Source organism: Microbacterium sp. (assembly GCF_047605725.1).
Lineage (GTDB): Bacteria > Actinomycetota > Actinomycetes > Actinomycetales > Microbacteriaceae > Microbacterium.
Genome location: NZ_JASGFE010000018.1, coordinates 22,949 through 46,454, shown reverse-complemented (window position 1 = coordinate 46,454; position 23,506 = coordinate 22,949). Strand labels below are relative to the sequence as shown.

Below are 23,506 nucleotides of genomic sequence, written 5' to 3'. Positions count from 1 at the left end.
ACGCGGCGGGGGTGTTCATCATGAAGAACTTCTTCGAGTCGATCCCGGCATCCGTCGAGGAACAGGCGCGTATCGATGGGGCCGGGACGTTCCGCGTATTCTGGTCGATCGTGCTCCCGATGGCCCGTCCCGCGCTCGTGACGATCGTCATCCTGTCCTTCCAGGGGTCGTGGAACGAGCTGAGCCACTTCATCATCTCGACGCAGTCGCCCGAGCTCACCACGCTCACCAAGGGTGTCGCCGCCCTCGCGAGCGGGCAGCTCGCCGCGGGCAACCAGTTTCCGATCAAGCTCGCCGCCGCCGCGATCATGACGGTCCCGGTCGCGGTGATCTTCTTCGTCTTCCAGCGCAAGATCATGAACGTCAGCGAAGGAGCCGTCAAGGAATGACCGCCGCTCGTCAGCCGCTCCTGCACGACGCCGTGATCGCCCTCCACGCCCCCACCCAGGTGTGGTCCGGCGCGTGCGGGGACCTCGGCGACGCGCCCGTGCACGGTGTCTACCACGGGGACGTACGGCACATCGGCGCGCTCCGGGTCGAGGTCGACGGGGCGAAGGCGGAGGCGATCTGCCACACCGCCGCCGAGGCGGCGGAGGTGCGCTTCGACGGTGTGCTCCGCCACCTCGACGACGAGCTGCCCGATCCGCTCGTGCGGCTTGTGCGCACGCGCCGAGTGGCCGACGGCGAGGTCGTGGAGGGGCTGGAGATCCGCTCGGCGCGACCGGTGCGGATCTCCGGTGTGCTGACCGTGCGGATCGCCCCGGACTTCTGCGTGATGCACGAGGTGAAGGCGGGCATCGCCGAGGCCCGCCCATGGACGCTCGACGGCGACGTCGTGCGCTCAGGGGAGGCAGGCTTTCACGTGGAGGCGCCGGATGCGCAGGTGCGACGTCAGGGTGGTGAGGTCGTCGTCTCCTGGCCCTTTCGGGTGCCTCCACGCGGACGCGCGTCGTTCGGCGTCCGCGTGCGTCTCTCCGACCCGCGGCTCGTGGTCGCGGGGGCGGCATCGCCATGGCCCGAGGTCGCGACCTCGGCGGCGGATCCGCGGCTGCGGCGGTGGCTCGCCTGCGCCAGCGACGACCTCGGCGCGCTGCGGCTGACACTCCCCGGCGAGACGGACGCGTTCTTCGCGGCCGGCGCGCCGTGGTTCCTCACCCTGTTCGGGCGCGACTCGCTGTGGACGGCGCGGCTCGCGCTGCCGCTCGCGCCTGCGGTGGCCGCCTCGACCCTGCGCGTGCTCGCGCGGCTGCAGGGCACTCGTGTCGACCCGGTCACCGCGGAGGCGCCGGGGAAGATCCCGCACGAGTTGCGCAGTGAGCCGCTCGAGCTGCCCAGCGAGGCCGTGCGGCTCCCGCCGCTGTACTACGGCACGGTCGACGCCACCCCGTTGTGGGTGTGCCTGCTTGCCGACGCGGCCGACGCCGGGATGCCGCTGGCCGAGGTGCGCGGGCTCCTGTCGGCGCTCCGGGCCGCGCTCGGCTGGCTTACTGGACAGGGGGCTTCGCGGCACGGCTTCGTCGACTACGTCGACGAGAGCGGCCGGGGGCTGGCGAACCAGGGGTGGAAGGACTCCGGCGATTCGATCCAGTGGCGCGACGGCACGCTCGCCCAGGGGCCGATCGCGCTGTGCGAGGTGCAGGGCTACGCCTACGAGGCCGCCGTGCGGGGCGCCGACCTCCTCGACCGGCTCGGCGAGACCGGCGCGGCGGAGCTGCGCGACTGGGCGGCATCGCTGCGGGAACGCTTCCGCGCCGCGTACTGGGTGAGCACCCCGGAGGGGACCTATCCGGCTGTCGCGTTGGACGCTGAGGGCAGGCCGGTCGACACGCTCACGAGCAACATCGGGCACCTCATCGGCACCGGCATCCTCGATCCGGACGAGGAGCTCCATTGCGCCGAGCTGCTGCTCGGGCCCGGGTTGTCCTCGGGCTTCGGCATCCGCACCCTCTCGACGGGAGCGGCCGGCTTCTGGCCTCTCGGCTACCACCGCGGGAGCGTATGGACCCACGACAGCGCGATCGCCGTGCACGGGATGGCGCGGGCGGGCCTGGCTGAGCAGGCGCGCCGGGTCGCGGAGCAGCTCGTCGAGGCGGCGGAGCGTTTCGGCTACCGGGTGCCGGAGCTGCACTCCGGAGACGGCGCCGGTGAGGCGCGCTCACCGGCGCCCTACCCCGCCTCGTGCCGCCCGCAGGCCTGGTCGGCCGCCGCCGCCGTGGTGTGCGCCGCGGCCTACGCATCGCGAGACCTCCCGTTTGCAACGTTTTGAGCGCCAAAACGTTGCAAACGGGCGGTCTCGCGACCAAGCGAAGGCTGGTCACAGGTGAAGCGCCGAGCGGACTGCGCCGACCAGACCACGCCGACCGTGACAGTTCATGCCGGGCGGGTGATCGTTCCGCCGGACCCGCGCGAGCGGTACGGTGAGTTGCGTGACCAGTGTTGATCCGCTTCCCGACCGTCCGGCGCCCGACAACCCCTCTGGAAAGCTCGTGCTCCTGCGGCACGGCGAGACGGAGTGGTCGAAGACGGGCAAGCATACGGGCCTCACCGACATCCCGCTGACCGAGCACGGCGAGGAGCTGGCGCGCGGCGCGGGCGCGCTGGTCAGCGGCTACGACTTCGTGCTCACGCTCAGTTCGCCGCTGCAGCGGGCGCGTCGCACGGCCGAGCTCGCCGGGCTGCGCGCGGATATCGACCCCTTGCTCGTGGAGTGGGACTACGGCGGGTACGAGGGTCGCACGACGAGGGAGATCCGCGCCGAGCTCGGCTACAACTGGACGGCGTTCACGCACGGCGTGATCCGCGGCGAGACCCCCGGCGAGACGGTCGAGGAGGTCGCGGCGCGCGCCTCCCGCGTGCTCACGCGCGTCATGCCCGCGCTCGCGGAGGGCGACGTCGCCCTCATCGCCCACGGGCACTACCTGCGCATCCTGACCGCGGTGTTCCTGCGCCTCGCCCCGCGTTTCGGCGCGATGATCACCCTGGATGCCGGCTCGGTCTCGGTGCTCGGCTTCTACCGCGAGCAGCCGGCGATCCTGGCCTGGAACCACGGTCCTGAGCTGCCCAAGGTGCCCTCGGAGTCCTGAGTCGGCGGCTCTGCGCTCGCGAGACCTCCCGTTTGCACCGTTTTTCGCCTCAAAACGTTGCAGTCGGGAGGTCTCGCGGCAGGGTGGGGGCGGATGCCAGGACCGGTGCCGCGGCGCGGCATCCGCCGCGCGGGCTACTTCGCCACGAGCGTGGTCTCGAAGCTGTAGCTGTCGGGCCGGTAGCAGTGCGCGCCGTACTCGATGGCGTGGCCGGAGGCGTCGTAGGCGACGCGCTCCATCGTGAGCACGGGGCCGTCGGGGTCGATCCCGAGCAGCTCCCCCTCGTCGTCGTGGGCGCGGCGGGCGCCGATGCGCTGATGGGCGATGCGGATGGCGATGCCGCGGCCGCGCAGGAGCTGGTAGAGGCCGCGCTGCTGGAGCTGCTCGGTCGTGACGTCGGCGAACTCCTCCGGCAGGTAGTTCTCCAGCACGGCCACCGGCGCGCCGTCGGTGCTGCGCTGGCGCCGCATGTGCACGACGGGCGTGCCGGGGGCGATGCCGAGGCGCTCTGCGACGGCATCGGTCGCCGGAACCACCTCGAGCGAGAGCACGCGTGTGGCGGGCTCGTGGTGCGTGTTCTTCAGGTCTTCGTAGAGGCTCGTGAGCTCGACCGGGCGGGTGACCTGTCCCCGTACGACCTGGGTGCCGACGCCGCGGCGCCGCACGAGCAGCCCTTTGTCGACGAGCTCCTGGATCGCGCGGCGGACGGTGGGGCGGGACAGCCCGAGCCGCTCGCCGATGGCGATCTCGTTCTCCAGCCTGACCCCGGTGGGCACCTCGCCGCTGCGGATGGCCTGTTCCAGTCGCTGCGAGACCTGATAGTAGAGCGGGACGGGCCCGGTACGGTCGAGGTCGGCGAACAGGTGGTCGGGCCAGACCGGCTCGTTCGTCGGCATCGCATTCTCCCCGCCGGCGAACTCGCGCGCAATCCGCCTATTGTCGGGACAATACTAGTGGCGCTCTCGCCGTCGTCCCAGGGGTCCCGGGGGCATCGATGTCCGGTTGCAGGTCGCTTTCGCTGTGATATTGTTAGGACAAATACGCGCGTACCACGACGGTGCGCCGGAGAGGTGTGCGGGCAGAGGATGACGAACACCACACGAATCCCGGAGATCCTGGTGATCGGCCGCCTCGGCGTCGACGTGTATCCGCTCCAGATCGGCGTCGGGCTGGAGGCGGTCAGCTCGTTCGGCAAGTACCTCGGCGGCAGCGCCGCCAACGTGTCGGTCGCCGCCGCCCGCTACGGGCACGTCGCAGCCCTCGTCTCCCGCGTGGGCGACGACCCGTTCGGCCGCTACCTGCTGGCCGAGCTCACCCGCCTGGGCGTGGACAACCGTTACGTCGTGACGGATGCCACCTACAAGACCCCCGTCACCTTCTGCGAGATCTTCCCGCCCGACGACTTCCCGCTGTACTTCTACCGCGAGCCCAAGGCCCCCGACCTGGAGATCTCGCTCGACCAGCTCGACGAGGCCGCCGTGCGTGAGTCGGCGATCCTGTGGTCGACGGTCACCGGACTCAGCCGGGAGCCGAGCCGGGGCACGCAGTTCGCGGCGCTGGAGGCGCGCGGCCGGGTGCGGCACACGATTCTCGACCTCGACTACCGCCCGATGTTCTGGGAGAGCCCGCACGACGCGAGAGCGCAGATCGACCGCGCGCTGGCGCACGCGACCGTCGCGGTGGGCAACCGCGAGGAGTGCGAGGTCGCGGTCGGCGAGATCGAGCCCGAGCGCGCCGCCGACGCCCTGCTGGAGCGGGGCGTGGAGATCGCCATCGTCAAGCAGGGCCCGCGCGGCGTGCTCGCCAAGACCGCCGACGAGCACGTGGTCGTCCCGCCGCACTTCGTCGACGTCGTCAACGGCCTCGGCGCCGGCGACGCGTTCGGAGGCGCGCTGTGCCATGGCCTCCTGCAAGGCTGGGGTCTGGAGCGCATCCTCCGATTCGCCAACGTGGCCGGGGCGATCGTCGCGACGCGCATCGAATGCTCCACCGCGATGCCGTCCGAGCACGAGGTCGACGAGATCCTCGCGAAGGGAGCCTGACATGAGCGCACCACTCCTGCAGCCCGCCGACTTCGCGCGGCTGCGCGAGCTGCGTGCCGCCCGCCCCGGCGCGCTGCGCGAGGCGCTCCGCACCCGTCGCCGGCGCGAGCTCCTGCGCGGCGACGGGCGCCTGTTCATCGTCGCGGCCGACCACCCCGCCCGCGGTGCGCTCGCCGTGGGCGCCGACCCCATCGCGATGGCCGATCGCTACGAGCTGCTGGAGCGGCTCGCGATCGCCCTGTCCCGCCCCGGGGTCGATGGCGTGCTGGGCACGCCCGACATCGTCGACGACCTCGCCGGGCTGGGCCTGCTCGAAGACAAGATCGTGGTCGGCTCGATGAACCGCGGGGGCCTGCGCGGCGCCGCCTTCGAGATGGACGACCGCTACACCGCCTACGACGTCGCGGCGATGGCGCGGGCCGGTCTCGACCTCGCGAAGGCCCTGGTGCGGATCAACCTGTCCGACCCGGCCACCGCGGCCACGCTGGAGTCGACCGCCCGCGCGGTCACCGCCGCCGCGGCGGCCGAGCTGCCGATCATGCTCGAGCCGTTCATGAGCACGTGGCAGGACGGGCGCATCGTCAACGACCTGTCGACGGATGCCGTCGTCCTCTCCGTCGCGATCGCGGCGGGTCTGGGCGCGGACAGCGCCTGCACCTGGATGAAGCTCCCGGTCGTCGAAGACATGGAGCGCGTGATGGCGGCCACGACCATGCCGACGCTGCTGCTGGGCGGTGACCCCGGCGTGGACCCCGACGAGACGTTCGCCGCATGGGAGGGCGCGCTGGCCCTGCCGGGCGTGCGCGGACTCACCGTCGGCCGCACTCTGCTGTACCCTCCCGATGGCGACGTCGCCGCCGCCGTGGACATCGCTGCCAGGCTCGTCCATCGTGAGCTGTAGACCGTGCGCGACGACCCACCGACCTGCAACGAGGAGCACCCCATGAGCACAGAGACCCCCCGGATCATCGGACACTGGATCGACGGCGCCGTCCGCCATACGCCAGGCGGACGCACCGCACCCGTCCACAATCCCGCCACCGGCGCCGTCTCGGCGCACGTCGCGCTCGCGGACGAGGCCGAGATCGCCGAGGCGATCGCCTCCGCGAAGCGCGGCTTCCAGCTGTGGAGCGGCTTCTCGATCGCCAAGCGCCAGACCGTGCTGTTCGCCTTCCGCGAGCTGCTCAACGCCCGCAAGAAGGAGCTCGCCGCGATCATCACCGCCGAGCATGGCAAGGTGCTCTCCGACGCGATGGGCGAGGTGCTGCGCGGCCAGGAGGTCGTCGACCTCGCCACCGGCTTTCCGAGCCTGATCAAGGGCGCCTACTCCGAGAACGTCTCCACCGGCATCGACGTGTACTCGCTCAAGCAGCCCCTGGGCGTGGTGGGTGTGATCAGCCCGTTCAACTTCCCCGCCATGGTGCCGATGTGGTTCTTCCCCATCGCGATCGCCGCGGGAAACGCGGTGGTCCTCAAGCCCAGCGAGAAGGATCCCTCGGCGTCGCTGTGGATCGCCGAGCTGTGGAAGGAGGCGGGCCTGCCCGACGGCGTCTTCACGGTGCTGCAGGGCGACAAGCTCGCCGTCGACGGGCTGCTCACGAGCCCCGACGTGCAGTCGATCTCGTTCGTGGGGTCCACGCCCATCGCGCAGTACATCTACGAGACGGCATCCCGCCACGGCAAGCGCGTGCAGGCGCTGGGCGGCGCGAAGAACCACATGCTCGTGCTGCCCGATGCCGATCTGGACCTCGTCGCCGACCAGGCGGTCAACGCCGGCTACGGTGCGGCGGGCGAGCGCTGCATGGCGATCTCGGTGGTGCTGGCCGTCGAGCCGGTCGCCGACGAGCTCATCGCGAAGATCACCGAGCGGATCGAGCGCCTGCGCATCGGCAACGGCGCAGGAGACGCGAACGGCGAGCCCGACATGGGGCCGCTCATCAGCGGCGTGCACCGCGACAAGGTGAGCTCCTACGTCGACATCGCCGAGGCCGACGGCGCCGAGATCGTCGTGGACGGACGCGGGTTCACGGTCGAAGGCCACGAGGACGGCTTCTGGTTCGGCCCGACGCTGCTGGACAAGGTGCCGACCAGCTCGCGCGCCTACCGCGAGGAGATCTTCGGCCCGGTGCTGTCGATCGTGCGCGTGTCGACCTTCGCCGAGGGCGTCGACCTGATCAACTCCGGCGCGTTCGGCAACGGCACCGCGATCTTCACGAACGACGGCGGCGCCGCCCGGCGCTTCCAGCACGAGATCCAGGTCGGCATGATCGGCATCAACGTGCCGATCCCGGTGCCGGTGGCCTACCACTCCTTCGGCGGCTGGAAGAACTCGCTGTTCGGCGACGCGAAGGCCTACGGCGCGCACGGGTTCGACTTCTTCACGCGCGAGAAGGCGATCACCAGCCGCTGGCTCGACCCGGCCACCCACGGCGGAATCAACCTCGGCTTCCCGCAGAATCACTGACCCGGGCGGCGCGTCGTCCCCGCCACGACCGGATCGGGACGACGCCCGCGCCCGCGGCGCGAAGGAACGACAATGACCGACACCCGCTGGTTCCACCGTCGCGGCGCGCTCGCCCGCGACGGCTGGGAGAGCGTCGTCGACGCGGCGACGCCGGGGTGGGAGCACACCGGCATCCGGGTCGGCGTGCTCGCCCCCGGCGATGAGCTGGCCCTGGACGGCACCGGCGTGGAGCGCATCGTCGTTCCGCTGGCCGGCTCGTTCGCGGTGACGCACACCGAGGCGGGCGAGGCCGCCCGGACCGTGCTCGCCGGCCGGGCGTCGGTGTTCGACGGCCCCACCGACGTGCTGTACCTCTCCGCCGCCGCGACCGCGACGATCGCGGGCACCGGCCGTGTCGCCGTGGCCACCTCGCCGACGACCGAGGTGCGACCGACCCGCCACCTCGCCGCCGCCGAGACCCCGGTCGAGCTGCGCGGCGCGGGGGCCTCCAGCCGTCAGGTGCACAACTTCGGCACGCCCGCCGCCCTCGACGCGGCGCGCCTCATCGTGTGCGAGGTGATCACCCCGGCCGAGAACTGGTCGTCCTACCCGCCGCACAAGCACGACGAGCACGTGCCCGGCCACGAGTCGCGGCTCGAGGAGATCTATTACTTCGAGGCCGCGCCCGCGCGGGTCGGCGGGCGGGCGGATGCCGCGGCATCCGCCTTCGGCATGTTCTCGACCTACTCGTCGCCGGCCGGCGAGATCGACATCGACGCGATGGTTCGCACCGGCGACATCGCGCTCGTGCCGTACGGCTACCACGGCCCGGCCGTGGCCGCCCCCGGCTACGACCTCTACTACCTGAACGTCATGGCCGGCCCCGATCCGGAGCGGGTGTGGCTCATCAGCGACGACCCCGCCCACGCGTGGGTGCGCGACACGTGGGCCGGGCAGGAGTTCGACGACCGGTTGCCCTACACGGCAGAAGGAGATTGAGATGGCACAGACGAGACGGATGACCGTCGGGCAGGCGCTCATCGAGTTCCTCGCCCACCAGTGGACCGTCGACGGCGACCTCCGGGAGCGCACGATCCCCGGCGTCTTCGGCATCTTCGGCCACGGCAACGTCGCCGGCATCGGCCAGGCGCTCAAGCAGCTCAACGTGGAGCAGCCCGACCTCATGCCTTACTACCAGGCGCGCAACGAGCAGGCCATGGTGCACCAGTCGGTCGGCTACGCGCGCATGCACCGGCGCCGCGCGACCTTCGCCTCGGCGGCCTCGGTCGGGCCGGGTGCGACGAACCTCCTCACCGGGGCCGCGCTGGCGACGACGAACCGCATGCCGGCGCTGCTGCTTCCCAGCGACACCTTCGCCACGCGCGTGGCCGACCCCGTGCTGCAGCAGCTGGAGCAGCCCTGGGACATCGGTCTCACCGTCAACGACGCCTTCCGTCCGCTGTCGCGCTTCTTCGACCGCGTGCAGCGGCCCGAGCAGCTGTTCTCGATCGCGCTCGGCGCGATGCGCGTGCTCACCGACCCCGCCGACACCGGCGCGGTCACGATCGCCCTCCCCGAGGACGTGCAGGCCGAGGCGATCGACGTGCCGGTCGAGTTCCTGCAGGACCGCGAGTGGCACCTGCGTCGGCCGCTCCCCGAGCGCGGGCCGCTGGGGCGCGCCGTCGCCGCGATCCGGGGGGCGAAGCGTCCGCTCGTGGTCGCGGGCGGGGGAGTGCTGTACTCCTCCGCCGAGCACGAGCTGCGTGCGTTCGTGGAGGCCACCGGCATCCCGGTCGGCACCTCGCAGGCCGGCGGCGGGTCGCTGCCGTGGGATCACCCGCAGTACGTCGGGGCGATCGGGGCGACCGGCACCCTCGCCGCGAACCGCCTGGCCGCCGAGGCCGACGTCGTGATCGGCATCGGCACCCGCTACAGCGACTTCACGACCGCCTCGCGCACGGCGTTCCAGGACCCGGGCGTCGTGTTCGTGAACGTCAACGTGGCGTCCTTCGACGCGTACAAGCACGGGTCGCAGCTGCCGGTCGTCGCCGATGCGCGCGAGACGCTCGTGGCCTTGTCGGCGGAGCTGGCGGGGCACCGCGTCTCGGCCGAGTACGCCGAGCGCATCGCGCGCGAGAAGGCCCAGTGGAATGCCGCCGTGGACGAGGCCTTCGCCCCCTCGGGCCTGACGCTTCCCGGTCAGCCGGAGATCATCGGCGCGGTGCAGTCGGCGACCGCGCCCGAGGATGTCATCGTGCAGGCGGCGGGGTCGCTCCCGGGCGACCTGCACAAGCTGTGGCGCGTGCGCGATCCGCTGGGCTACCACGTCGAGTACGCGTACTCGTGCATGGGCTACGAGATCGCCGGGGGCCTGGGCGCCAAGCGGGGGCTGCTGGCCATGGGCGACGACCGCGACGTCGTGGTGATGGTCGGCGACGGCTCGTACCTCATGCTGAACTCCGAGCTGGTGACCGCGGTCGCCGAGGGCATCAAGCTCATCGTGATCCTCGTGCAGAACCACGGCTACGCCTCGATCGGGCACCTCTCCGAGACCGTCGGGTCGGAGCGCTTCGGCACGTGGTACCGCGAGTACGACCCCGATGCCCGAAACTTCCAGAGCGGCAGGGTGCTGCCGGTCGACCTCGCGATGAACGCGCGCAGCTACGGCATGGACGTCGTGGAGATCGTGCCCGGAGCCGGTGCCGTCGATACCCTGAAGGCGGCGATCGCCGAGGCGAAGGCATCCGACCGGTCGACGTTCATCCACATCGAGAGCGACCCGCTGATCTACGCGCCCGACGGCGCCGGCTGGTGGGACGTGCCCGTCGCCGAGGTCTCTACGCTGGATGCCACCCTCCGCGCCCGCGCCGAGTACGAGGAGCAGGTGGCCGCCCAGCGCCCGCTGCTGGGGTGAGCCGCGCGCCGGGGCCGGTGGCCGGCCGGCGGCCGGCCGGTGGCATCCCTTCCCCGGTGACTTGGCGCATGTTGTCGCGGACGCGGGATTCCGCGGCAGAACGCGCCAGGTTTGTGTAGCGCGCCTCCCGTGACTTGGCGCATCTTGTCGCGAACGGAGACCCCGGCGACAAAGTGCGCCAAGCAACCCGGCCGCGCCCCCGCCCAAGCCCCGACCTCGCCCCGCCCGAACGCGTGCGAAACGGCTTGGCCCCGCCCGCCGCAGAGCCTAGGATGGGCATATTGTCTTATCAAAGATCGCGCCGGTGCGGCATCGAGAGGAAGCCATGGCAGCCACGTCTTCTGCGTCGAACCCGGGTCTGCGCATCGGCACGGCCCCCGACTCGTGGGGCGTGTGGTTTCCCGACGACCCGCGCCAGGTGCCGTGGCAGCGCTTCCTCGACGAGGTCGTGCGGGCCGGGTACACCTGGATCGAGCTCGGCCCGTACGGGTACCTCCCGACCGACCCGCACCAGCTGGAGGACGAGCTCGGCACGCGCGGCCTGAAGCTGTCGGCCGGCACCGTCTTCACCGGCTTCCACAAGGGCGACGACCAGTGGCAGCGGGCGTGGGACCAGGCGCTGAAGGTCGCCGGCCTTGCCTCGAAGCTCGGGGCCGAGCACCTCGTCGTCATCCCCGACCTGTGGCGCAGCGACGCCACGAGCGAGGTGCTCGAGGCGCGCACGCTCACCGACGCGCAGTGGGCGAAGCTCGCCGCCGGTCACGACCGGCTCGGCAAGGCGCTCCTGGAGGAGTTCGGCGTGAAGCAGCAGTTCCACTCGCACGCCGACAGCCACATCGGCACCACGCGCGAGGTGCTGCGCTTCCTCGACGAGACCGACCCGCGGTACACGAACCTGTGCCTGGACACCGGCCACTTCGCCTACTACGGCGGGGACAGCGTGAAGCTCGTCGAGGAGCGCCCCGACCGCATCGGCTACCTGCACCTCAAACAGGTCGACCCGTCGCTGCTGTTCGACGTGCTCAAGAACGACGTGCCGTTCGCGGATGCCGTCGCCGAGGGCATCATGATCGAGCCGCCCGGCGGCATCCCCGATCTCGGCCCGGTGATCGAGGCGGTCGCGGCGATCGACCCGGACATCTTCGCGATCGTCGAGCAGGACATGTACGGGTGCGAGCTCGATCGGCCCTTCCCGATCGCCACGCGCACGCGCGAGCACATCTTCGGCTGCACGCACCTGGCCCGCCTGCGGTGACGGCATCCACATCTCGAACAGGGGAGACCATGACTGAAGACCTCCGCGTCGGCATCGTCGGCGCCGGCCGCATGGGCGCCGACCACGTGCAGCGCATCACGAACCGCATCTCGGGCGCCGTCGTCTCGGCGATCGTCGAGCCCGACGCCGGGCGCGCCGCCGCCGCGGCGGCCGACGCGCCCGGTGCCGCGGCCTTCACCCGCATCGAGGACGCCATCGCCGCCGACGCGGTGGATGCCGTGCTCATCGCCACGCCCGGTCCGTTCCATGCGCCGGTGCTCTATCCCGCGCTGGAGGCGCGCCTGCCGATCCTGTGCGAGAAGCCGCTGACCGACGCGTCAGCCTCGTCGTGGGAGATCGTGCAGCGCGAGCTGGAGCTGGACCGTCCGCACATCCAGGTCGGCTTCATGCGCCGCTTCGACGCCGGTTACGAGGCGCTGCGTGCGCTGGTGGCCTCGGGGGAGTCGGGCGCGCTCATGATGCTGCACTGCGCGCACCGCAACCCGTCGGTGCCGGAGTCGTACGTGCAGGACATGCTCATCTACGACTCCGTCGTGCACGAGTTCGACGTCGTGCCGTGGCTGGGCGGCGCGCGCGTCACGTCGGTCGAGGTCAGATACGCCCGGCGCAACGCGCTGTCGCCGGAGCACCTGCGCGAGCCCATCCTCGTGCTCATGGAGCTGGAGAACGGCGTGCTCGTCGACGTCGAGATGAACGTGAGCGCGCAGTTCGGCTACCAGGTCGCGACCGAGGCCGTGTTCGAGCGGGGCATCGCACGCATCGGCGAGCCGTCGGGGCTGCAGTCGTGGCGCGACGGCCGGTTCGCGATCGACGAGCACGTCTCGTTCACGACGCGCTTCGCCGCCGCCTACGACACGCAGATCCAGCGCTGGGTGAACGCGGTGCGCGACGGGCGCCTCGTCGACGGACCGAACGCGTGGGACGGGTACCTGGCCGCCCTGTGCTGCGAGGCGGGACTGGAGGCGCTGCACCACGGCGGCGTGGTGCCGGTCGAGGCCCCCGACCGCCCCTCCTTCTACCGCTGAGCCCGCACCCGAGAACCCGGAGACTGCCCGATGGTGCGCATCGCCCTGGACCCCACCCCCTTCCACCACGACTTCGCGCTGCTGGAGTTCCCCGAGGTCGCCGCGCGGCTCGGCTACGAACACCTGCAGCTCACGCCGCACCCCGACTTCTCGCCGTTCTTCCGCTACCCGAAGGCCGACGACGCCCTCGTGGCGACGCTGAAGAAGGCGGCGCGGGATGCCGGGGTCTCGATCCCCGCGATCCTCCCCGTGCAGCGGATCTCATGGCCGGACGAGCCGCAGCGCGAGGCCGCGGTGCGCAATTTCACGCGCATCATCGAGCTCGCCGTGGAGCTTGAGGTGCCGGTGATCAACACCGAGTTCTCCGGCCGTCCGGAGCGCTCCGAGGACTCCGAGGACGCGTTCTACCGGTCGATGGAGGAGCTGCTGCCGCGCATCGAGTCCGAGGGCCTGCGGCTGAACGTCGATCCGCACCCGGACGATTTCGTCGAGGACGGACTGGAGGCGTGGCGCGTGCTGCGCGGGCTGAACTCGTCTGCGATCGGCTTCGTCTATGTGGCATCCCACACCTTCCACTACGGCGACCGGGCCACGACCCTGCTGCCGGAGATCGGCGACCGTCTCGGTGCGGTCTACACGGCGGACTCGTTCGACCACCGCCGCTCGCACGGGCTGCGCTACATCTCGAACCCGCCGGGCAATCCGTCGCGCGTGCACCAGCACCTGCGCATCGGCGACGGCGACGTCGACTGGGACGAGCTGTTCGGCGTGCTGCGGCAGATCGGCTACCTCGATCGCGAGGATGCGCTGATCGTCTCGAACGTGTTCGCCGAGGACGAGGCCGCCGACGAGGTGTCGCGCTTCCAGCTCGCGCGGCTGCGCGAGCTCATCGGCTGACCTGCGGCGTATCGGCTGAGCCGGCGCCCTGTGCGGCCGGCATCCGCTCTCCCCCCGGCATCCGCTCTTCTCTCGCCCGTTGGTGCCACCTTCCTGCAAGGGCGCCAGGTTCCTTTTCAGCGGCGCCAGTTCCCTGCGACTGCGCCACAGATATGTAGCGCCATGACAGGGAACTGGCGCCGACGCGCAGCACCGAGGTCACTCGTCGTCGAGCGCGCGGGCGACGTCCTCGGCCGCCGTGTGCGCTGGTAGGTTCGAACGGGTCGGTGTGCGGGCGTTGCGTGGCCACAGGCCGGGAAGAACGGGGTCATGACGAACACGTCGCGTCGAACCGTCTCGCCGCCCGGCATCCGGCGCGGCGACGCCGTGCTGGCCTTCGTCGCCGTCGCCGCTCTCGCGATCAACCTGCGCACGGCCCCGTCGAGCGTCGCGCCGATCGTCACGTGGATCGACGTGGACATCCCGCTGTCGCCGACGACGCTGGGCCTGCTCGGCATGCTGCCGCCGATCATGTTCGCCCTCGCGGGCCTCGTGCTCGCGCCGTGGATCGCGCCGCGCGGCGCGGGACTGGCCGCCGGGGCGCTCGTGCTCGCGATGGCAGGGTCGGCGCTGCGGGCGGTCGGGGGCGACCTCGTGACGCTGGCGGCCGGCGGCGCCCTGGCGCTGCTGGGCATGGGAATCGGCAACGTGCTCCTGCCCGCGCTCGTCAAGCGTCATCTCCCGCACCGGATCGGCGCGGCGACGGCGCTGTACACGAGTCTGCTCGGCGTGAGCGCGATGCTGCCGCCCCTCGTCGAGCCGGTCGTGGCCGCCGAGGCGGGATGGCGCCTCGCGATGGGGCTGTGGGCGGTGCTGCCGGTGGCCTGCCTGACGCCGGTGGTGCTCCTCGCCGTGCGGGGCGGCGCGCGGAGCGAGACTCGCCGCGACGCATGCCGGATGCCGCGGTGGAGACCGGATGCCCGGGCCTGTGCCCTCGCGGGGCTGTTCGGGGTGTCCTCGACGATCGGCTATACGTCGTTCGCGTGGATCCCGGTGATGGTGCGCGAGCAGTTCGGCGTCGACGAGGTGCAGGCGGCGCTCATGCTGTCGCTGTTCGCCGGGCTCGGCATCCCCGTGGCGCTCGCCGTGCCGTGGCTCGTCGCCCCCCGGATCAGGCTGAGCGGGCCCGTCGCGATCCTCGCCGCCGGCAGCGCCGTGGTCGGTTACGCGCTGCTGACGGCGGGGATGCCGGCCGGGGTCCCGCTCGTCGGCGTCACCCTCGTCGGGCTCGGCCAGGGCTTGTTCTCCCTCTGCCTGACGCTTGTGGGCGTGCTCGGGCGCGACCCGGCGGAGACCGCGCGGCTGAGCGGCTTCATGCAGGGCGTCGGGTATCTCGCCGCGGCGGCGCTCGCGTTCGCGCTCGGGGCGCTGCGCAGCCTCTCCGGCGGGTGGATCCTGGGCGGCGGGATGATGGTGCTCGTGTGCGGGCTGGGCGTCGTGTCGGGCTGGGCGCTGGCGCGCATCCTCCGCCGCGCCCTCTGACCCCGGCATCCGCCCCCGCCCCACCGCAGCCCCCGCCGAGTCACTGCTCTAACGCCGAGTCACTGCCCTCCAGCACAGTGACTCGCGCCGGAGGCAGTGACTCGCGTGGGGAGGCAGTGACTCGCGCTGGAGGTAGTGACTCGCGTGGGGAGGCAGTGACTCGCGTGGGTGGGTGCGGGTGGAGGATGCCGGGGGAGGCAGTGTCTCGCGACGTCGGAGAGTTGTACAAATGTCAGGACATTTGGTACTATCCAGCGGGGCTGACAGACGTGCGTCAGGGTCAGCGCCTTCCCCTCATACGCACGACAAAGGAGTCAGATATGTCACACGGCGTATCAGCCAGTGAAGCGAAGCTTCCCCCGCTCACACCCGGGCCGCACACCAAGAGACTGGGGCTGGTGGCGCTGGTCGCGACCTTCGGCGGTCTGCTGTTCGGCTACGACACGGGTGTCGCCAACGGCGCCGAGCGCCCCATGGAGCACGAGCTCGGCCTCACCGATCTGCAGGTGGGCATCGTCATCAGCTCGCTGGTCTTCGCGGCCGCCTTCGGCGCGATGATCGCAGGTCGCCTCGCCGACAAGCTCGGCCGGCGTCCGACCATCATCATCCTCGCGGTGCTGTTCTTCTGCGGCACGCTGATGGTCGTCACCTCCCCCGGCGGCCCCGAGTTCGGCACGCACACCGACTTCGGCTACGGGATGCTGATCACCGGACGCATCACCCTGGGGCTCGCGGTCGGCGGTGCGTCCGCCGTCGTGCCGGTCTATCTCGCTGAGCTCGCGCCGTACGAGATCCGTGGTTCCCTCGCGGGCCGCAACGAGCTGATGATCGTCGTCGGCCAGCTCGCCGCGTTCGTGGTCAACGCCATCATCGCCGCCGTGATGGGTCTGGACACGCCGGGCCTGTGGCGCGTGATGTTCTCCATCTGTGCGCTGCCGGCGATCTTCCTCTTCTTCGGCATGCTGCGCATGCCGGAGTCGCCGCGCTGGCTCGTCGAAAAGGGCAAGCACGAGCAGGCCCGCACGGTCCTGCTCACGATCCGCTCGAAGGAGCGGGCGGACGCGGAGCTCGCCGAGGTGGAGCACGTCGCCGAGGAGGAGCACGAGGTCGAGGGCCAGCAGCTCGGGTTCAAGGCGGTCCTCAAGAACAAGAGCCTGCTCGTCATCCTCCTCATCGCCTGCGGTCTGGGCATCGCGCAGCAGTTCACCGGCGTGAACGCGATCATGTACTACGGCCAGCGCATGCTCGCCGAGTCGGGCTTCAGCGAGGACATGATCGGCTGGGTGAACATCGCCCCGGGCGTGATCGCCGTGCTCGGCGGATTCGTCGCGCTCGCGCTCATGGACCGCATCAACCGTCGCACCAACTTCCTGTGGGGCTACGGGATGACGGCGATCTCGCACATCCTGATCGCGATCTGCATGATGCTCCTGTTCCCCGAGGGCAACCCGATCCGCCCGTGGGCGTTCCTGGTGCTGATCATGATCATGATCGGTTCGATCCAGACCTTCCTGAACATCGCGACGTGGGTGTACCTGTCCGAGATCTTCCCGCTGCACATGCGCGGCATCGGCATGGGCGTCTCGGTGTTCGTGCTGTGGACCGCCAACGCGATCCTCGCCCTGCTCGTGCCGTCGATCGTCGGTGCGGTGGGCATGGGATTGTTCGTGCTCTTCGCGGTCGTGAACATCGTCTCGTTCCTGTTCATCTTCAAGATGGTCCCCGAGACGCGCGGACGCTCGCTCGAGCAGCTGGAGGAGGACGTCACCACCGGTGCCATCTTCCTGCCGGTGCACAAGCGGTAGCCGCTCGCACACCGGCACGAGGCCCCGCTCCCGACTCGTCGGGGACGGGGCCTGCGTGTTGCCGCGCCGCCTCCGGCTGCGCGAGGAGCAGGGGCCGGTCGGCATCCTTCACCTGGCCCATATCGTCGCCGGGAGCGCGTGCGGCGGCGGAATGCGCCAGGTTTGCTCGCCGGCGAGGCGGAGGCATGGCTCCGGTCACCGTCGCTCGCGGGCCCAGGGGCCGGACGGTCAGGCGTCGTAGGTGGTGGGGCCGGTGACGGTGGGCACCGGAGTCCAGCCGCCCGATGCGGCGCTCGACAGCGCGGCATCCGCCACCTCGGCCGTCGCCCAGCCGTCGGCTGCGGACGGGGCCAGTTGGCGGCCCTCCGCGATCGAGCGCAGGAACAGCGCCGCCTCGATCGTCTTCAGGTCGTCGAAGCCCATGCTCGTCCCGGCCCCGGGTTGGAAGCGCGCGAACTCGCCGAAGTCGGGGCCGGCCATGATCGTGCGGTAGCCCGACCGGTCGTCGGCGAGCTCCAGCTCGTTCAGGCGCTGGAAGCCCCACCGCAGCGACCCGCGCGTGCCGTACACCTCGAGTCCGTACTCGGAGCGCGGCCCGATCGCGATGCGGCTGGACTCGAAGACGCCCACCGCGCCGGATGCGAACCGGGCGAGCATCGCGGCGTAGTCCTCGTTCTCGACCGTGCCGGTGGGGTCGCCGGCGACCCCGGCGCTGAAGTGGCTGGCCGCGCCGGATGCCGGCAGTGGACGCTCGCGGACGAAGGTCTCGGTGAGCGCCGACACCGACTCGATACGTCCGACGACGAACTGCGCGAGGTCGATGCCGTGCGAGAGCAGGTCGCCGAAGACCCCGGAGCCGGCTCGTGCCCGCAGGAAGCGCCAGGTGAGCGCGCCGAGCGGATCGGACGAGTAGTCGGCCAGCAGGCTCACGCGCACGTTCGTGATCGTGCCGAGCGCGCCGCTGCGGACGAGCTGCCGCGCACGCGCCACCGCGGGTGCGTGCCGGTAGTTGAAGCCGACGGCGGTGACGACCCCGGCATCCGCCGCCGCCCGTGCGATGTCGCGCGACTCCGCGGCGCTGCGGCCCATCGGCTTCTCGATCCAGAAGGGCTTGCCCGCGGCGGCCGCCGCCAGCGCGATCTCGCGGTGCAGGAAGTTGGGCGCGCAGATCGACACCGCCGCCACGGCCGGGTCGGCGAGCACCTCGCGGTAGTCGGCGGCGGCGCGTTCGTAGCCGAGGGCCGCCACGGCGTGCTCGCGGCCGCCCTGGTCGGGGTCGGCCGCCACGACGAGCCGGGCGCGCACGGGCAGCTCGGGGAAGTGGTGGCGGGCGGCCAGGTACGCGCGTGAGTGGAGCCTGCCCATCCAGCCCACCGAGACGAGCCCGATGCCCAGTTCTTGCGCAGCCATCGTCCGCCGCTCCTCCGTGCCGTGGGTGGTCACCCCAGCCTAACGCGTTGACAGAATGTACGGACATAATGCGGCTCGCACTCGGGCGCCCGGTCGCTCAGCTCGAGCCCTGTCGGCGGCTCGCGCGCAGCTCGGCCTCGATCGCGCGCGCCGCGGCGCGCAGCGCCCGCACCGAGTCGTCCGACGACTCGGTGCGGGGGAGCACCACCGACAGGGCGGCCACCACGGCGCCGGCGTCGCGGATGGGGACCGCGACGCCGGTCGCCCCGGCATCCACCAGCCCCGGCGCGACGACATGCCCCGCCCGCCGGATCCCGCCCAGCACACGGGCCAGGGCGGGCCGCTGCGCGGGCGGCGAGCCGGCGAGCACGCGCTCGCGCAGCGGCGGATCGGCGTGGGCGAGCAGCACGAGCCCCGCGGAGGACGAGCGCAGCGGCAGGCGCCCGGTGATGCGGGTCACGTTCTCGGTCGCCTCCGGGTGCGAGAGGCGCTCCACGATGAGCGCCTCGTCGTCTTCGAGCACCGCGAGCTGGGTGTGCTGGCGGATCGCCGACTGCACCTGATCCATGTGCGGCAGCGCGACGCGGCGCAGGCGCAGCACGGCCGAGCCGTGCAGCGCCAGCTCCCACAGCCGCATGCCGAGCCGCACGCGGTGGTCCGTGTCGCGCTCGAGCAGTCCCGACCGCACGAGGTCGGCGACCACGCGGTGCGCCGTCGAGGCGGGCAGCCCGGCACGGCGGCCGATCTCGGCCGCCGTCTGGGCGGTGCGGTCACCCGCGAAGGTGTCGAGCACGCGCACGATCCGCTCGGTCATCGACTCGCCGCTGCGTGAGTTCGCCATGGGGACAGGATGCCACGGCATCCCATTCAATGGGATAACGCACCTCTGCGAGGTCGCAGCCGGGACACTGGGAGTCGGCCCGCCCGACCGCCCGAGCCGGGCCGACCGTCAGAGGAGACGCCCATGGGAGCACCCGCAGCAGCCCCGGCCCCCGCGGCAGGCCACGCCGGGACCGCGGCCCCGTCGGCAGCAGCCCCGTCGGCAGCAGCCCCGTCGGCAGCAGCCCCCGCCCCCGAGTCGCTGCTCGCGGCGCCCGACCAGGCGTCGCAGGCGCAGATCGACGCCGAGACCGCCGAGCTGCACGCCGACTACGCCCGCCGCGTCGCCGCGGGGGAGCGCCTGCCGCGCACGATGTACGACTTCCCGCCGTACCGCTCCAGCATCCTGCGCCATCCGACCAAGAGTCCACGGCTGGTCGACCCCGAGACGATCGAGCTGTGCTCGCCCGCGTTCGGGCAGCGCGACGTCGCGGCGATCGAGTCCGACCTGACGCTGCAGCACGCGGGGGAGCCGCTGGGCGAGCGCATCACGGTGACCGGACGCCTGCTCGACTCGTGGGGCCGCCCGTTGCGCGACCAGCTCGTCGAGATCTGGCAGGCCAACGCCGCCGGCCGGTACATCCACCAGCGCGATCAGCATCCCGCCCCCCTCGATCCGAACTTCACCGGCGCGGGCCGCACGATCACGAACGATCGCGGGGAGTACTCCTTCACGACGATCAAGCCGGGCCCGTACCCGTGGAAGAACCACGTGAACGCGTGGCGGCCCGCGCACATCCACTTCTCGGTGTTCGGCCGCTCGTTCACTCAGCGCCTCGTGACGCAGATGTACTTCCCGGGCGATCCGCTCTTCCCGCTCGACCCGATCTACAACACGATCCGCGAGCAGGCCGACCGCGACCGGCTCATCGGCGTCTACGACCACGACCTCACCGTGCCGGAGTTCTCGATGGGCTACCGGTTCGACATCGTCGTCGACGGGCCGGATGCCACGTGGTTCGAGCCGGAGGACGAGCAATGACCGGCCGGGTGCCCGCGCGCACGCTGGAGCCGACCGCCGGCCAGACCGTCGGCCCGTTCTTCGCCTACGGCACGACCTACCCGAAGAAGCACGAGGTCGCCTTCCCGCACTCGCCCGGTGCGATCCTGCTCTCCGGTGCGGTCTTCGACGGCGCCGGGGCGCCGATCCCGGACTGCATGGTCGAGATCTTCGGCGCCGACCGCGACGGCACCGTGCCGCGGGCGCGCGGCTCGTTCCGCCGCGACGACCACACCTTCACCGGGTTCGGCCGTGCGTTCACGACCGACGAGGGCCGCTACGAGTTCTGGACCCGCAACCCCGGATCGGTGGCCGGCGAGGCCCCGTTCTTCGCGGTGATCGTGTTCGCCCGCGGACTTCCCGACAAGCTGCACACCCGCATCTACCTGCCCGAGGACGAGGCGGCCCTCGCCGCCGATCCGCTGCTGTCGACGCTGGACGCCGGAGAGCGTGCGACACTGATCGCACGCCGCACTCCGGAGGGGCACCTGGTGCACGATCTCCGGCTGCAGGGCGAGAAGGAGACCGTGTTCCTTGCCTACTGATCACGCCGCCGGGGTGCCGTTCGCCGACACGGGCCTGCTGTCGCCGGTCACCGCCGGTCACGACGGGGCGCTCGGCGACGCGCAGGTGCTCCGCGCGCTCGTGACCGCGGAGGTCGCGCTCACGCGCGCGTGGGCCGAGGTCGGCGCCGTGCCGCACGAGACGACGGATGCCGTCTCCGCCGCCCTCGGCTGGCGCGGCCCCGGGGAGCTGTGCGAGGTGCCGGACGCAGCGCTCCCGCTGGCGGAGCTCGTGGCGGCCGCTCCGGCGGGCGGCAACCCCGTGATCCCGCTCGTCGGTCTGCTGCGCGCCGGGGTTCCCGCCCACGCGGCGCCGTGGGTGCATCGGGGTGCGACGAGCCAGGACGTCCTCGACTCCGCCCTCATGCTGGTCGCGCGGCGCGCGTGCACCGGCATCGTGAGGTCGCTGACGGATGCCGAGACCGCTCTCGCGCGTTTCGCCGACGCCCACCGTGACGAGGTCGCCGCGGCCCGCACCCTCACCCAGCACGCGGTGCCGACGACGATCGGCCTGCGCGCGGCGGGGTGGCTGCGGGGCATCCGCCGCGCCCGGCAGCGGCTGGAGGCGGCGGCCGCCCAGCTCCCCGCCCAGCTGGGCGGTGCCGCCGGGACCCTCGCCTCGTTCGTCGAGCTCGCCGGCGCCGAGGCCGCCGCGGCGCTGCCGGCCGCGTTCGCCGGGCAGCTCGGCCTCGCGACGCCCGACGCCCCGTGGCACACCGCGCGGTGGCCGGTCACCGAGCTCGGCGACGCGCTGGTCCAAGCCGTCGATGCCCTCGGCAAGCTCGCGGCCGATGTGGCGACGGGCAGTCGTACCGAGATCGGCGAGCTCGCCGAGGGCGCAGGCGGCGGCTCGTCGGCCATGCCGCACAAGAGCAACCCGGTGCGCTCGGTGCTGATCCGCTCCGCGGCGATCCGCGCGCCGCACCTGGCCGCGACGCTGCACACGGCATCCGCCCTCGCCGTCGACGAGCGCCCCGACGGCGCGTGGCACGCGGAGTGGCCGGCCCTGCGCGAGCTGCTGCGCGTGACCGCCGGAGCGGCCGCCCACGGCGCGGCGCTGGCCGAGGGCTTGGGGGTGGATGCCGCCGCGGTGCGCCGCAACCTCGCCCTCGCCGGCGGGCTCGTGCTGGCAGAGCGGCTCTCGATCGCCCTGGGCCCGTTCATCGGCCCGGCCGGCGTCGCGGAGATCGTCGCCGCCGTCCGCCGCGGTGAGGACCTCGGCACCGTCCTTCGGGGGCTGCCGGAACGTGCCGACGTCCCCGGCCTCGACGACCTGCTCGACCCCGCCGGGTACACGGGCCTTGCCGCAGAGATCGTGGCGCTCGCCGTGCGGTCGCCGTCCGCGGCCGACCCGGGGGCCGGGTGCGCCGCGGAGCCTGCTCGCCCCGACCCGTTCGAGCGCTGAACCCCGCGGAGCCCAGACATGCCACGACCCGAGATCGCGCTGACGGCGCCCGCCGGACCCGCCGGCGCGCCGGTCGTCGTGCTCGCCCACTCGCTCGGCACCGGCCCGCTCATCTGGGAGCGCGTGGTCCCGGTGCTCGCCGTGCGGTACCGGGTGTCGCTCCTCACGCTGCCTGGCCACGGCGAGGCCCCCGTGCCCGGTGCGCCGTTCACGATGGCCGAGCTCGCCGACGCCGTCGCGCGCGCGGCTCCGGTCGCGTCCGGCCTGCGGTACGCCGGGGTCTCGATCGGCGGCGCGCTCGGGCTGGAGCTGGCGCTGCGGCATCCTGAGCTGGTCGCCGCCGTCGCGAGCGTCGCGTCCGCTGCCTCGCTCGGCACGCCGGATCTCTGGCGGGAGCGCGCCCGCTTCGTGCGGGAGCGGTCGACCTCGGCCCTCGTGACCGAGTCGGCCGCGCGGTGGTTCGCGCCGGCATCCATCGGCCGTGACCCTGCCATGGTCGGCCGCGTGCTGCACGCCCTGCAGGACACCAGCGACGAGGGGTACGCGCGGTGCGCCGAGGCGCTCGCGACCTACGATGTGCGGGCGCGGCTGGGCGAGCTGCGCACTCCGGTGCTCGCGATGGGCGGATGCCTCGACGAGGTCGCCCCCGAGGAGCGCCAGGACGAGCTCGTCGCCGGGGTGCCGGGTGCACGCAAGCTCATGATCGAGGCGGCCGCGCACCAGCCGCCCGCCGAGCAGCCGGCGGCGGTCGCCGCCGCGCTGCGCGCATTCTTCGAGGAGGTGGCCCCGTGAACGAGGAGCCGGATGCCGGGTTCAACGACCGGGAGCGCTACGAGCGCGGCATGGCGGTGCGGCGGGAGGTGCTCTCCGACGCCCACGTCGACCGGGCCGTGGCGAACACGACCCCTTTCACCGCGGGATTCCAGGACTTCATCACGCGCGTCGCGTGGGGGGACATCTGGTCGCGGCCGGGCCTTGACCGCAGGGCGCGCTCGATCGCGGTGCTCACCGCGATGATCGCGCTCGGCCACCACGAGGAGTTCGAGCTGCACGTGCGTGCGGCCCTGCGCAACGGACTGACGGTCGCCGAGATCGAGGAGGTGATCCTGCAGGCCGGGCTGTACTGCGGGGTCCCCGCCGCCAACACGGCGTTCCGGCTCGCGAGCGCGGTGCTCGCCGACGCCGGAGCGCTGGTCGGGGCGGGCGCGCACGTCGATGCGGAAGCTGCCGGCACCGGGGCGGC

At 72.2% G+C, this 23,506-nt stretch carries 20 protein-coding genes and 1 pseudogene; 18 read left to right on the top strand and 3 right to left on the bottom strand.

Going from position 1 to position 23,506, the window contains the following annotated elements; genetic code table 11:
- From QM641_RS05850 to QM641_RS05840, 3 genes are all read left to right on the top strand, one after another.
- The coding region (locus QM641_RS05850; protein ID WP_415114397.1) for a carbohydrate ABC transporter permease at positions 1-389 on the top strand (389 nt) is incomplete at its 5' end.
- Positions 386-2,266, top strand: coding sequence for a glycogen debranching N-terminal domain-containing protein (locus tag QM641_RS05845; RefSeq protein WP_415114395.1), 1,881 nt, complete (start codon positions 386-388; stop codon positions 2,264-2,266). The genes QM641_RS05850 and QM641_RS05845, both read left to right, overlap by 4 nt.
- Before the next feature lie 160 nt (positions 2,267-2,426).
- The gene (locus QM641_RS05840; RefSeq protein ID WP_415114393.1) at positions 2,427-3,083 is read left to right on the top strand and encodes a histidine phosphatase family protein; all 657 of its coding nucleotides are present in this window, start codon (positions 2,427-2,429) and stop codon (positions 3,081-3,083) included.
- 134 nt (positions 3,084-3,217) lie between these two features.
- On the opposite strand, the gene QM641_RS05835 is transcribed toward QM641_RS05840, so the two are convergent.
- Positions 3,218-3,979, bottom strand: coding sequence for a GntR family transcriptional regulator (locus tag QM641_RS05835; protein WP_415114391.1), 762 nt, complete (start codon positions 3,977-3,979; stop codon positions 3,218-3,220).
- Positions 3,980-4,168: 189 nt separating this feature from the next.
- Here QM641_RS05835 and iolC point away from each other — a divergent pair, with 189 nt between their 5' ends.
- The 10 genes from iolC to QM641_RS05785 all read left to right on the top strand — a co-directional run bounded on the left by iolC (position 4,169) and on the right by QM641_RS05785 (position 17,006).
- The gene (iolC, locus tag QM641_RS05830; protein ID WP_415114389.1) at positions 4,169-5,125 is read left to right on the top strand and encodes a 5-dehydro-2-deoxygluconokinase; all 957 of its coding nucleotides are present in this window, start codon (positions 4,169-4,171) and stop codon (positions 5,123-5,125) included.
- A 1-nt stretch (position 5,126) separates the two neighbouring features.
- Positions 5,127-6,026, top strand: coding sequence for a class I fructose-bisphosphate aldolase (locus QM641_RS05825; protein ID WP_415114387.1), 900 nt, complete (start codon positions 5,127-5,129; stop codon positions 6,024-6,026).
- 42 nt (positions 6,027-6,068) lie between these two features.
- Positions 6,069-7,589, top strand: coding sequence for a CoA-acylating methylmalonate-semialdehyde dehydrogenase (locus QM641_RS05820; protein ID WP_415114385.1), 1,521 nt, complete (start codon positions 6,069-6,071; stop codon positions 7,587-7,589).
- A 72-nt stretch (positions 7,590-7,661) separates the two neighbouring features.
- Positions 7,662-8,567 (top strand): 5-deoxy-glucuronate isomerase, encoded by a 906-nt coding sequence (gene iolB / locus QM641_RS05815; RefSeq protein WP_415114383.1) that lies wholly within the window; start codon positions 7,662-7,664, stop codon positions 8,565-8,567.
- 1 nt (position 8,568) lies between these two features.
- On the top strand, positions 8,569-10,482 hold the full coding sequence (gene iolD, locus QM641_RS05810; protein ID WP_415114381.1) for a 3D-(3,5/4)-trihydroxycyclohexane-1,2-dione acylhydrolase (decyclizing): 1,914 nt from the start codon (positions 8,569-8,571) through the stop codon (positions 10,480-10,482).
- Positions 10,483-10,807: 325 nt separating this feature from the next.
- On the top strand, positions 10,808-11,737 hold the full coding sequence (locus QM641_RS05805) for a sugar phosphate isomerase/epimerase family protein (RefSeq protein ID WP_415114379.1): 930 nt from the start codon (positions 10,808-10,810) through the stop codon (positions 11,735-11,737).
- Positions 11,738-11,766: 29 nt separating this feature from the next.
- Positions 11,767-12,783, top strand: coding sequence for a Gfo/Idh/MocA family protein (locus tag QM641_RS05800; RefSeq protein WP_415114377.1), 1,017 nt, complete (start codon positions 11,767-11,769; stop codon positions 12,781-12,783).
- A gap of 30 nt (positions 12,784-12,813) precedes the next feature.
- The gene (locus QM641_RS05795) at positions 12,814-13,680 is read left to right on the top strand and encodes a sugar phosphate isomerase/epimerase family protein (protein WP_415114375.1); all 867 of its coding nucleotides are present in this window, start codon (positions 12,814-12,816) and stop codon (positions 13,678-13,680) included.
- 309 nt (positions 13,681-13,989) lie between these two features.
- Positions 13,990-15,201 (top strand): CynX/NimT family MFS transporter, encoded by a 1,212-nt coding sequence (locus QM641_RS05790; RefSeq protein ID WP_415114373.1) that lies wholly within the window; start codon positions 13,990-13,992, stop codon positions 15,199-15,201.
- 320 nt (positions 15,202-15,521) lie between these two features.
- On the top strand, positions 15,522-17,006 hold the full coding sequence (locus QM641_RS05785; RefSeq protein ID WP_415114371.1) for a sugar porter family MFS transporter: 1,485 nt from the start codon (positions 15,522-15,524) through the stop codon (positions 17,004-17,006).
- 228 nt (positions 17,007-17,234) lie between these two features.
- Here QM641_RS05785 and QM641_RS05780 read toward each other — a convergent pair whose 3' ends face one another.
- Both QM641_RS05780 and QM641_RS05775 read right to left on the bottom strand, forming a co-directional pair.
- Complete coding sequence (locus QM641_RS05780; RefSeq protein ID WP_415114399.1) at positions 17,235-18,416, bottom strand: Gfo/Idh/MocA family protein; 1,182 nt, start codon at positions 18,414-18,416, stop codon at positions 17,235-17,237.
- 97 nt (positions 18,417-18,513) lie between these two features.
- Entirely contained in the window at positions 18,514-19,257 is a 744-nt protein-coding gene (locus QM641_RS05775; protein WP_415114369.1) for an IclR family transcriptional regulator, read from the bottom strand.
- Positions 19,258-19,380: 123 nt separating this feature from the next.
- Here QM641_RS05775 and pcaH point away from each other — a divergent pair, with 123 nt between their 5' ends.
- The 5 genes and pseudogenes from pcaH to QM641_RS05750 form a co-directional block, all read left to right on the top strand.
- Positions 19,381-20,277, top strand: coding sequence for a protocatechuate 3,4-dioxygenase subunit beta (gene pcaH / locus QM641_RS05770; protein ID WP_415114367.1), 897 nt, complete (start codon positions 19,381-19,383; stop codon positions 20,275-20,277).
- Positions 20,274-20,840 carry a protocatechuate 3,4-dioxygenase subunit alpha gene (gene pcaG / locus QM641_RS05765; RefSeq protein ID WP_415114365.1) on the top strand — a complete coding sequence of 189 codons (567 nt, stop codon included), beginning with the start codon at positions 20,274-20,276 and terminating at the stop codon, positions 20,838-20,840. The genes pcaH and pcaG overlap by 4 nt, the downstream gene beginning before the upstream one ends.
- A complete protein-coding gene (locus QM641_RS05760; protein ID WP_415114363.1) occupies positions 20,830-22,263 on the top strand; it encodes a lyase family protein in 1,434 nt (477 codons plus the stop codon). Before pcaG ends, QM641_RS05760 begins: the two co-directional genes overlap by 11 nt.
- 18 nt (positions 22,264-22,281) lie before the next feature.
- Positions 22,282-23,055 (top strand): alpha/beta fold hydrolase, encoded by a 774-nt coding sequence (locus QM641_RS05755; RefSeq protein WP_415114361.1) that lies wholly within the window; start codon positions 22,282-22,284, stop codon positions 23,053-23,055.
- Positions 23,056-23,105: 50 nt separating this feature from the next.
- Positions 23,106-23,441: pseudogene (locus tag QM641_RS05750) on the top strand (carboxymuconolactone decarboxylase family protein); the annotation flags it as partial.
- Positions 23,442-23,506: the final 65 nt, after the last annotated feature.